Annotated in this window: 13 protein-coding genes; 4 read left to right on the plus strand and 9 right to left on the minus strand. The window is 42.8% G+C overall.

The genetic code is table 11. The annotated features are described in order from the left end of the window. A partial coding sequence (locus PX636_RS05370; protein WP_288116420.1) for a DUF1823 family protein occupies nt 1-302 on the minus strand: 302 nt, incomplete at its 3' end. Nucleotides 303-493: 191 nt separating this feature from the next. Between PX636_RS05370 and PX636_RS05375 the strand changes: the two genes are divergently transcribed. The 3 genes from PX636_RS05375 to PX636_RS05385 all read left to right on the plus strand — a co-directional run bounded on the left by PX636_RS05375 (nt 494) and on the right by PX636_RS05385 (nt 2,943). Beyond that, a complete protein-coding gene (locus PX636_RS05375) occupies nt 494-1,387 on the plus strand; it encodes a DMT family transporter (protein ID WP_288116421.1) in 894 nt (297 codons plus the stop codon). 448 nt (nt 1,388-1,835) lie between these two features. Continuing rightward, a complete protein-coding gene (locus PX636_RS05380) occupies nt 1,836-2,336 on the plus strand; it encodes a type 4 pilin (protein ID WP_288116422.1) in 501 nt (166 codons plus the stop codon). Next, the gene (locus tag PX636_RS05385; protein WP_288116423.1) at nt 2,314-2,943 is read left to right on the plus strand and encodes a prepilin-type N-terminal cleavage/methylation domain-containing protein; all 630 of its coding nucleotides are present in this window, start codon (nt 2,314-2,316) and stop codon (nt 2,941-2,943) included. The genes PX636_RS05380 and PX636_RS05385 overlap by 23 nt, the downstream gene beginning before the upstream one ends. A 40-nt stretch (nt 2,944-2,983) precedes the next feature. On the opposite strand, the gene PX636_RS05390 is transcribed toward PX636_RS05385, so the two are convergent. After that, entirely contained in the window at nt 2,984-3,385 is a 402-nt protein-coding gene (locus tag PX636_RS05390) for a sll0565 family protein (protein WP_002798234.1), read from the minus strand. Nucleotides 3,386-3,457: 72 nt separating this feature from the next. Between PX636_RS05390 and PX636_RS05395 the strand changes: the two genes are divergently transcribed. Continuing rightward, complete coding sequence (locus PX636_RS05395; RefSeq protein ID WP_002735085.1) at nt 3,458-3,739, plus strand: DUF6439 family protein; 282 nt, start codon at nt 3,458-3,460, stop codon at nt 3,737-3,739. Here the strand turns inward: PX636_RS05395 and PX636_RS05400 are convergent. The 7 genes from PX636_RS05400 to PX636_RS05430 form a co-directional block, all read right to left on the minus strand. Continuing rightward, entirely contained in the window at nt 3,736-4,137 is a 402-nt protein-coding gene (locus PX636_RS05400) for an ATP-binding protein (RefSeq protein ID WP_288116424.1), read from the minus strand. The two genes, PX636_RS05395 and PX636_RS05400, sit on opposite strands and share 4 nt — an antisense overlap. A gap of 341 nt (nt 4,138-4,478) precedes the next feature. Continuing rightward, nucleotides 4,479-5,846 (minus strand): 23S rRNA (uracil(1939)-C(5))-methyltransferase RlmD, encoded by a 1,368-nt coding sequence (rlmD, locus tag PX636_RS05405; RefSeq protein WP_002798231.1) that lies wholly within the window; start codon nt 5,844-5,846, stop codon nt 4,479-4,481. Between the two features lie 2 nt (nt 5,847-5,848). Further along, nucleotides 5,849-6,301, minus strand: coding sequence for a DUF29 domain-containing protein (locus PX636_RS05410; RefSeq protein ID WP_288116425.1), 453 nt, complete (start codon nt 6,299-6,301; stop codon nt 5,849-5,851). Between the two features lie 56 nt (nt 6,302-6,357). Further along, complete coding sequence (locus PX636_RS05415) at nt 6,358-8,142, minus strand: helicase HerA domain-containing protein (RefSeq protein WP_288116426.1); 1,785 nt, start codon at nt 8,140-8,142, stop codon at nt 6,358-6,360. Nucleotides 8,143-8,609: 467 nt separating this feature from the next. Next, nucleotides 8,610-9,521, minus strand: coding sequence for a 2-carboxy-1,4-naphthoquinone phytyltransferase (gene menA, locus PX636_RS05420; RefSeq protein ID WP_002798226.1), 912 nt, complete (start codon nt 9,519-9,521; stop codon nt 8,610-8,612). 185 nt (nt 9,522-9,706) lie between these two features. Next, on the minus strand, nt 9,707-10,279 hold the full coding sequence (locus PX636_RS05425) for a Uma2 family endonuclease (protein WP_002798225.1): 573 nt from the start codon (nt 10,277-10,279) through the stop codon (nt 9,707-9,709). Between the two features lie 46 nt (nt 10,280-10,325). Further along, on the minus strand, nt 10,326-10,508 hold a 183-nt coding region (locus PX636_RS05430), incomplete at its 5' end, for a WD40 repeat domain-containing protein (RefSeq protein ID WP_502882846.1).

Below are 10,508 nucleotides of genomic sequence, written 5' to 3' on the forward strand. Positions count from 1 at the left end.
CGGGGATTGAATTCGCCAATTTTATAACCGGTAAACCCCAATTTATCTTTTAATAATTGTTTATTTTCTGGCAAGATCGATCGAGTTAATTTTACTGTTGGGGGACGATTGGCAATAAAATCCGGGGGTTGAGGATATTCACAGCGCCAATCTTCCTCTACTTGACTATTATCCCATTTTCCCTGACTTTCATCGTAGCGATAGCCTAAACTTTGCCAGACCAATTTATTAACGGTTTCGTCGTCAATTTCATCGTTAATAATCGCCCAAATTGTCTCTATATTTAATTCTGGTAGTTCCATAGATTAAGTGAATAGCAGATGGGGTGTGGGGAAGTGGGGTGTAGGGTGTGGGGTGTGGGGTGTGGGGTGTGGGGAGAATAAATAAAATAATCTCCTATCTCCTGACGACCGGCTACTGACGACCGGCTACTGCCTACGGTTAAAATAACTGGTGAATAACATCATTGATCATCGCGTAAGCGTAGCCTATTTTGCCTCCTTCTAACGCCAAAATTATTTTTATCTTAACTATCGGTGTGGTGTCGGTTTCTGCATCGGCAATTTTTATCCGGTTAGCGATCGAAGCGGTAGATAATGCTACGATCGCATTTAGTTTATTTTTAGCAACTTCTCGTCTGATCTTGGCTTCTGTTGTCCTAATTCCGAACTGGTTGACCTTATCACGCCAAAAAGTCCCTGTTCAAGCCTATTATTACGCAGTGGGGGCAGGATTTTGTTTAGCTCTCCATTTTGCTACTTGGATTACTTCTCTATCCTACACCTCGATCGCCGCTTCCACCACTTTAGTCACCACTAATCCCCTCTGGGTTTCTCTGTTGGGTTGGTGGTGGTTTCGAGAAAAACCGAGCAAATTAACCTTTATCGGCATTTTTGTGGCTCTAACGGGGGGATTATTCATTGTTTTAGCCGATCGAGATCTCAGTAGCTCTTATCCTAACCCTTTATTGGGCAATAGCTTGGCTTTAATTGGGGCAATTCTCGTTAGTGGTTATATTCTCCTCGGACGGGAAGCACAAAGGAAGGGCTTAAATATTAAGAATTATATAACTGTAGCCTACACTACCGCAGGATTAGCTTTATTACCTTCTATTTTCTTATTCGGTCAAGGTAACAAAAGCTATCCCTTATCCGTGTATGTTTATGTGTTAATGATGGCGATTTTTCCGCAATTAATCGGTCATACTAGCTTTAACTGGGCTTTGCGATGGGTAGCACCGACAATAGTAACCATGGTAATTTTATTAGAGCCAATCGCCGCTAGTCTGTTAGGAGTGTTCATTTTTGGTGAAATACCAGCCCAAGAAGTCATTTATGGCGGATTAATTCTGTTAATCGGCGTAGGCATTGCTATTTTAGGCGGATAAGCTTGTTAGTGTATCTAATATTACCGGTTAAGTGTGATCTTGATCGCGGATGGTAATCACAGACAAAGACTAGATTAGTGTACAATGCTAACTGCATGAGAGTTTAGACAATCTGACTCACTTGAGCAATAGGGTTTTCGGGGAATTAATTCCCTGACTAGAGTTAGAAATATCCGATCATCTGGGTACTCTAGACCTCTTGCATAAATCCGAAAACAAACGATAGAAACAATAATGGGAGGGACTTTCAGTTAATTATTTATTAGTAGTTGATAATCTTCAAAAATGTTGCTGTACAAGGATCGACTTAAGACTTTTGCAAGAGGTCTTCTGTAGTTGAGAGCTAAAAAAAGCCAGTAGTGTTCAGGAAAAACTGGGGGGGTGAAAAGTGAAATCAAGAGGGAAGGGGATACAGTCAAAACTGTCATCGTCCGAGTCAGGTTTCTCGATGTTAGAAGTGATAATTGCCATTTTAACTATTACTGCTTTCTTAACAGGAACCTTACAGTTAATGGCAGTGAATGCCTTATATAAAGTTCGGGCAGAAAGACAAACTAAAGCTAACTTTTGGATTCAAGAAGACTTCGAGAATGTCAAAGCTCAAGCTTCGAATATAAGTCCTCCCAACCCTAATGTCAGTCCCAATGTGTGTACAGATAGAAATGAGGGTTATGCCACAGCTTTAAGAAGACAACTAACGGCTACTCCCCTCCCTACCCCTATACCGACGAACCCCCAATTAGTAGGGATAAAAACAATTGTCGCCAAAAACTATTCTCTCTTTCGGACTTTTGATATTATTAACCAAGCGGCTAATCCCCATCGTCTCCGTATTGATTATCGAGTCGAAGTAACAGATCAAACTCCTAAGGATTACCCCAACCAAGAAAATGTTATTGCCAGAAGTTCTGTCGAGGTGATTCCCGATGCGTCGTTTCAATGTCCATAAAAATCAGGGTTTTACCCTGTTAGAAATTTTGATAGCTTTGGCAATTACGGGAATTCTTGCCGCCTTAACCGGACCTAATTTATTAGCTTGGTTAAATAGCAATAAAGTCCAAGAAGCCACCGATTCTATACAATCAGCCCTAAGGGATGCCCAAAGACAAGCCATCCGTCTAGGGAGAATTTGCACGATTAATTTTACTGACGGGACTGGCACTGGTCCCACGGTTTACCGGCAAATAACTGCCAGTGAGCCTGGTTGTTTAGTGGCGACTAATACTAATGCGGGTTCCCTACGTCTGCCGCAGGAAATATTTATGGTGGTGAGGAATTTTCCGAATCTTCTCCCTGGGGGCAGCAGTCCGGGGGTACAGTTTTCCTTTCGGGGTCATGTGCCGGGGCTAACCTTTCTTCCGCGGGCAACCCAAGCCATCATCGTATTATATCCCGCTGCCAATGCCACCGCCGCGCCCTATCCTAACCAAGAAAGAAAATGTCTAGTTATCGCCTCTATGCTAGGAATGGTTAAACAAGGCACTTATAATGGCGATCCTCTAGGTACGCTCGATGCCAATAATTGTCAAATCCGTCTCGATGGAACCCAACCCTAATCAGCTTCTCAAGGCAACACACCCACCCCTGTGCAGTTAATCACCCGCTGCAGGATCGCAGAATCCAACCCAGTAAGACTCCGATACCACCAAAGCGGACAATTTGCCAAAAAACTTCCCCCAGCAGTCCGCGACGGATTCCTTCCCAGAATAGACGCTTTAATTCCCCTTCTTTGAGTAAATTGCTTTCTAAAATTACCTCTAATTCTTGAATCTGTTCGCGAATTTGTACCAATTCCTTTTCTAGTTCAGGTAGGGGATTTTCCCGCCATTGGGGTTCTATTTGGCTAAATTGTGCCTCTAGGTCTTTTTTTTGCTGTTCTGCTTCGCTGATCTGTCGATAACGGTCTTTTAGTGATGCGAGCGCCGCTTCGACTTCTTCAATCGCTTGGGTAAATTCTGCCGATTCATCGTTAGGGTATGGGTTTTCTTCTAAGGACATGGACTCGATCCGATTTCCTGCGTCTAAACTATAGTTATAGACGATTTTACGGTTTTACGAAACCTTTTGATTATGATTCCATCCCCTGTCTCTTCCTCATCTCAGACTGTTGATGATCTATCTACCCTGGAATTGGCGCGGATTTTGGCGGAACGTTTGGCGATCGCACCGATTGACTGGCATCGTCTGAAGGCTAACCGTAATGCTCGGGCCGCTGAACAATTAGGGACGGCTTTGGTGTTTTTATTAGATAATCAGCCAGAAGAAGCACTTCCTCGGCTACAACAGGCTACAGGCTGGCTTGATCGCTCGATTTCTGCTCCTCCCTGTCCTTCTCACGGTCACGGTCATTAATTAAACCAGCGTTCCTGTTTAATTTGTTTACAAAGTTTCAGTTGGGTTCCTTGTTGATTCCAGTGAACTTGGTCGAAGATTTGATATAACATACACAGTCCTCGGCCATTTTCCGCTTCTTCGGGGGGAAAATTGGGACAATCGCAACTACAGCCATGATGGTGACAACCTGGCGTAAATCCACAACCTTCGTCGGTAATTACCCAAGAATACTCGTCTTTACTGCTGGAAAAGTGAACGACCACGGTTTTACTGGGATCGAGATGATTGCCGTGTTTAGCGGCATTAACTAAAGCTTCTTGCAATCCTAATCTAATTTCTGGTTCTAATTCTTCGGGAATACTAGCGGTCAATAAATCTAAAATCGGACAAAGATACAAGGTGGAAGCGAAACTCATGGTGTTCCAGCTTCGTTTGCTTGTTGGCAGTGAAATAGCAATCACGCGCTTTACCTCTAGCTTTTATTCAATGACTGTTCTCTTACAGAAAGATTAAGGTCTCTTAACCGTCGATCTAGATGATTGCCATACCTAATGAGTCATGTTTTATCCCTTTTCTGTCTCTGAGATTGATTAGATATTTTTATGATTGATCTACAAACCAATCGAGAATCAAGGCCACTTTGAGCGGGTAATTAATCAAAAAAGTAGTTGACTGGAACGGTCTTTAATATGCTATTATCCTTACCCATTGACTTTTCAGCTATAAACGGCTAAAGTGTCGGGTTTTTCCTCCTATTTCATCCTACCATATTCGCTGTTTTTTGTCTAAGAAAAGCGGCGCATTCGACGTGGGGAGTTTGGGGAAAGAAATCAGCTGTTTGCACTTCTAGCAGTTGATAATCGCCTGTTTTACAGAGATATTGCAAGTCTCTGGCTAAAGTTGCACTTTGACAACTGATATAAACAATGCGTTGACTTTGCAGCCGTAACAGACTATCGAGGACAGATCGATCGCAACCTTTGCGGGGCGGATCGAGTAGAATAATGTCGGGTTTAACTGTCAGTTGCGGTAAAGTTTTTTCTACTGCCCCCAAAATAAAAGTTGTGTTGGTAATATTATTTAATTGGGCGTTAATCTTGGCTCGATCGAGGGAAAAGCTATAGGATTCTAGTCCAATCACCTCTTTAACCCGTTTAGCGAGGGGTAAAGTAAAAGTACCGATACCACAGTAGGCATCAATAAGAATTTCTTCACCTTTAAGGTCTAATTTCTGACAAATAACCGCAAATAAAGCCTCAGCAGCCTCTGTATTAACCTGAAAAAAGGTATCGGCAGCCAATTGATAGGTTAATCCGGCGAACTTTTCGGTAATATAGTCCCTTCCGGCGATAGTTGTGGTCTGAGCGCCAAAAATAGCATTACCTCGATCGGGGTGATAATTCACGGTTACACCGACTAAATTGGCGTATTTTGCCAGCCATTGCTGCGCCTGTGCCTCAATTCCCTGTAAATTATTATCGGTACTAATCAGGGTTAATAAAATTTCTCCCGTGTGGCGGCCAATTCTTAGGGATAAATGGCGTAATTGTCCTTGATGGGTCTTTTCATCGTAAATTGACCAGCCTTGACCCTGAATATCCTGTTTTATCTCTGCTAGAAACGGATTTAAAGCCTGATCTTGAATCGGACATTGATTGAGATTAATCAGATGATGGCTGCCGCGACGATAATAACCTGCTTGCACATTGCCGGTGGGGGAAAATCCGAGGGGATAGGTAGCTTTATTGCGATAAGCGAGGGGAGAATTACCGGTGAGGGGAGGATAAACCAAAGGATCGCTAAAACCGCCAATTCTGGTTAATACCTCTTGTACTTGCTCTTTTTTGACTAGGCGCTGAAATTGGTCCTCGATGTGTTGCCATTGACAGCCACCACATTTATCGGCGACGATGCAGCGGGGACGGATACGATGGGGAGAAGCTTGGAGAATAGTTTGTAGTTTGCCGATCGCATGACTTTTTTTGATATAGGTGATGCGAGTTTGAATGCGATCGCCAATGACCGTATCCGGCACAAAAATCACCTGTCCTCGGTATTTTCCCACACCTTCGCCCGTATGGTTGAGGTCGGTAATCTCGATCTCGATTAAATCACCTTGTTGCATAGTTAGGGAAACCAGTTTTCATCCAGGGTTTCTGCTGGGGTAATAATGACTTCTATAGGAATTTCTTGCTTGCTCAATTTCGAGACTATTTGTCTAGCTTTTCCATAACAAGAATCGAAAATTTCGAGGAGATAAGGTTTTAAGCTAGGACTGTCTTCCAGCAGATCGGCAATTTGAACTCGAAAATTAATAATTGCCGCTTCCCATTTATTAGCATTATACTTTCTTTCCGTCTGCCAATAAACTAACTTGAGCAGATGAGCTAATAATTTAATTAACAAACTTTTGAGAGCGTGTCGATTATTTTTTCCCATGCTTGCTAATTCCTCGATCAGATTAGTCCAGTCAACCGAGGCAAAATCCTCCTGTCGTAATTGGTTAACGGTTGTCTCGATCCATAGCTGAAAATCTCGATCGTATAAGCTTATCTTCGAGATCGGTATTTGAGCGGTCATGGGAGGTAAACAGTAAAAACAATCCAACTCTATTCTACAATCAAAAATTAATTTTTCTAAAATCCTAGATCGGCTTTGGCAATTTTGGCCGCCGCTAATACTTCCTCATCGGGTAATTCTCGCCAGTCGGTCGCACCTATTTCAGCATAGAATTTTTGATCGTAGGCGCGAGTACGAATTACTACCGGCATAGGGACCGCATGACCTAAAACTAAAGCCTGTTGTTTTGAGTCTAATTTCGCTAAAACTGATCGCAAACTTCCCCCTCCAGAAACTCCAGTAAATATGGCTTCGATGTCCTTTTCATCGTTTAATAAACAGGTGATTCTTGTCCCTACCTGAGACATGACTTCGTTATCAATTCCTGAAGGTCTTTGATCAACAATTAAGAGAGTAACAAAGTATTTTCGCATCTCCCTGGCGATGGTTCCAAAAATAGTTTGATGCACCACAGCAGAATCTAAAAATCGATGAGCCTCTTCAATGGTAATCACTAACTGTTGCGGCCGATCAACGGGGTTTTTAGTTTGTAAAAAATATTCAGCTTTTTTAACATAATTAGCATGAATCCGACGGGTGATCATATTGGTGGCTAACATATAGGAAAGCATATTACTTTGGGAGCCAAATTCAATGACAACGTGCTTACCTGCATCTAAAGCTTGTAAAACCTGATCGATATAATTGTGGGGACAAACACTTCTTAAATATTTCAAACTATCTAGACGCATTAATTTTCTCTGGAGGGACATGATTGATCCCGCATGGCCTTGTTTTTCCGTACAGAAGATTTTAATATCCTCGTTACTCATATTTAATAACTGAGTAATCCAAGATTCTCCATATTCGTTATAGAGAATATTGGCATTATCTAAACTAGCTTCCGAGATGCCTAATTCCCGACCGATTAAACGAATATCCTCGATTTCAATCTGATTATAACTTAAGAATAATTCCTGCGCTCCTCGTACTCCCCGGCGTTTGGTAGAATCGGGATCGAGGGTATAAATTTCCACCTGTCCGGGGAATAATTGACATAATCCTTTCACCGTAGAAACATCCTTCCCTTCTTTCATCGCTTCCCAACCGTATTCCGAGTGCATATCAAACATGAGGTTAACCCCTGCTTGTTTGCGAATAATGCCCGAAATTAGTAATCTGGTTAAAAAGGATTTTCCCGTCCCGGATTTGCCAAAAACACCGTTACTACGTTCCACAAAGCGATCGAGATTAATACATATTGGCACGTCCATGTCAAGGGGTTGACCAATAGCAAAATTCTTTCTGGTGGGGTCATCTTCCCAACCGAAAACCATGCGAAAATCCTGCTCACAAGCTTCATAAACTTGGCTAAAATGGGCGGGAATAGTTTTAACTGGCAGTAATTCTAAATCGGCGCTAGTTTGGGGTTGAAAAGAGCCTAAAGAAGTGTCAGAAACTGCTGGAGAATTACCTCCAGTCGGAGTCAGAGAGACCCCGGCTTGAAAAGCCGGGGCTTCCTCTGACTTCGTCAGAGAGACCCCGGCTTGAAAAGCCGGGGCTTCCTCTGACTTCGTAAACATGAGCATAGGCGATAGTTCAATAGTACCATAAGTACCGCTACCCGCCAAAACATCGCGCATAAAACTATCATCGGGATGGGGAGGATTCGCGATAATTCGGGGACTGGAGTTACCCAGGGAGACATCGGTGAGGAGACAGAAAAAACGCGAGCGAGTGCCTTGCACCACCAAAAACTTACCGACGCGCATATCTTCCACGGAAATATCCGGATAAAGACGGATTTCTAAACCTTCACTCAGGGAACCTTGAATAACCGATCCGAGGGGTTGTTCACTCATGCTAACCTTTATTTGTGGCGATCTATCTCCCTATTCTGTCACTTTTCCGTTAATCGGTGCAAACTCGATCGGGTACAGTCATCAGTGATCAGTAAACAGTAATCAGTGATCAGTAAAAAGACAGTAGGAAACTGGAAGATGTACCAGACTAAGGCTGAATCCGCCTTATTTAATACGGCCTACTTAATACATACGGTTCTTCGTTACTTGGTATGGTTCAATAGGGTGACATAAATCGACTAAATCCTTATCTGGTAAGAGATTTGATTGATTAGTTCGCTCTAGATCGAAAACAATTAACAAAAATCGCCAAATGTCTTTCTCTATGAGAGTTTCATTCCTTATAACCCTGTACGTTGCATAAGACAAACCGAAGAACCATACATACTGCACACTGAAAACTCAAATCTGATAACTGATAACTGATAACTGATAACTGATAAAGGGGTTTAAGAAAAAAATCGGGTTTATAAACGAGAAGCAAAACAATAGCCAAGGGAGAAGAGAATGCCACTAAAAAAGTGAAGATTAACCGCTATAAACTTGCAGTTACTGACTAGCTGAGGTTGGTCGTGATTTTGGTTAACGTGGTTGACTAATTGCCAAGCGAAAGGGAGACTAAGGAAGATTAAAAGAGTGAGAGGGGGATAAACTTGCAGCAGGACAAAAACTACCGTTAAAACGTAAACGAGAACCGTGACTACGGTTAAAACTCTAGAACCTTTTAAAGTACCCAAACGGGCAATAGGTGATTTTTTACCCGCTTTGAGATCATCGGCGACTTGATGGAAATGGGAACAAAAAAGGATGATAGAAGTGGTAATCCCGATAATAATTGAAGCCGCTAGACTAGAGAGAGAAAAAGCACCGACTTGGGAATAGTAGGCAGCGGCAATCGCCAAGGGTCCAAAAGTAAAGAAACAGATAATTTCACCTAATCCTTGATAACCGAGACGGAAGGGAGGCCCTTGATAGGTATAGCCCAAAAAACAGCAGAGGGCGATTAATTCTAGGAGCATCCAATCGCCTCGCCCATAACTAATAGCAAAAATACCAGCGATGCCTAATAATAGAAAAAGATTACTCAGCCAGAAAATTAAAGATTTGTTACCGGTTAAATTAACAATCGAATGGGCTTTATTGACATCGATCCCGGTATCGGCATCAAAAACATCATTACTGAGATTTAACCAAGCGAGAATTAAAATAGCTGAGAGGATAAAAGTGGCAAAAACCGGGGGAGAAAATAGACCTGTTTCCTGATAAGCGATCGCTGTTCCCAGAATAATCGGTATAATTGCCACACTATACATTGGTGGTTTAATGGCTGCTAACCAGAGTTTTTTGGGCGAGGGAGTGGTGACAGTATCGGTGGTCATAGTTAGGGTTTGCTGAAAAAGTTTTTCCTAGGGGTAGGGTGTGGGGTGTGGGGTTTTACCGATTTTCGGGGGTCAATTAGCCAATTTTCAGGGAAAAAGTCCCTAAATTTCCCCTGACTACTGACGACCGACTCCTATTTTGATTTTTACCAGAGGTCTGATCATACCTCGGTTTTAAGGATATTTTACTCAAAAATGGAGATAAATAGACTAAAGCCGGGTAAGACATCCTCTCCGCTTAAATTAGCCGGTAGTTCCATAATTTCTACGGGTTGCTGAGGACGATAAATTTCCACTTGTTGTTGTTGAGGATTAACTAGCCAACCTAATCGCAAACCACTGTGGAGATATTCCCGCATTTTCGCTTGAATTTCCGGGAGGGAATCGCTACGGGAGCGCAGTTCAATGACGAAATCGGGACAAATAGGCGGAAATTTCTCCTGTTCTTCTCGACTCAGAGCTTGCCAACGAGTTAAACTCACCCAAGCGGCATCGGGAGCGCGATCTCCGCCCTTCGGTAAACGAAAAATCGTCGCCGAACTAAAGACTTTACCCAATCGGGTTTGACGGTTCCAGATACCTAAGTCAATGATAAAATCGGCCTCTCGGTTGCCGCTAATTCCCCCAACAGGTGGCATCACAATTAATTCTCCTTGAACGTTTCTTTCCAGTTGCCAATCTGGGTTAACTTGACAGAGACGGTAAAACTGCTCATCGCTGAGATTGACTGTATCTAAGTTTAAAATCACTGCTGCCATAGCTATATTTCGCCCTAGAAAACACTCTAGTCTTAATTATAGTCAATTAGATTCCCCGCCAGATAGCGATCGCACCGTCCCGATCTCCAGTGACTAACCAACGACCCTCTCGACTGGCAACCATTCTTAAGATGACGTTTCCCTTCAGGGTATTCAAGCGCCGACGGGTATTAACATCCCAAAATTTGACGGTTCCATCCCCGGAGGTGCTGGCCAAAACTTTGCCCCC

Origin of the sequence: Microcystis sp. M53598_WE2, from assembly GCF_030067735.1 — a bacterium.
Lineage (GTDB): Bacteria > Cyanobacteriota > Cyanobacteriia > Cyanobacteriales > Microcystaceae > Microcystis > Microcystis aeruginosa.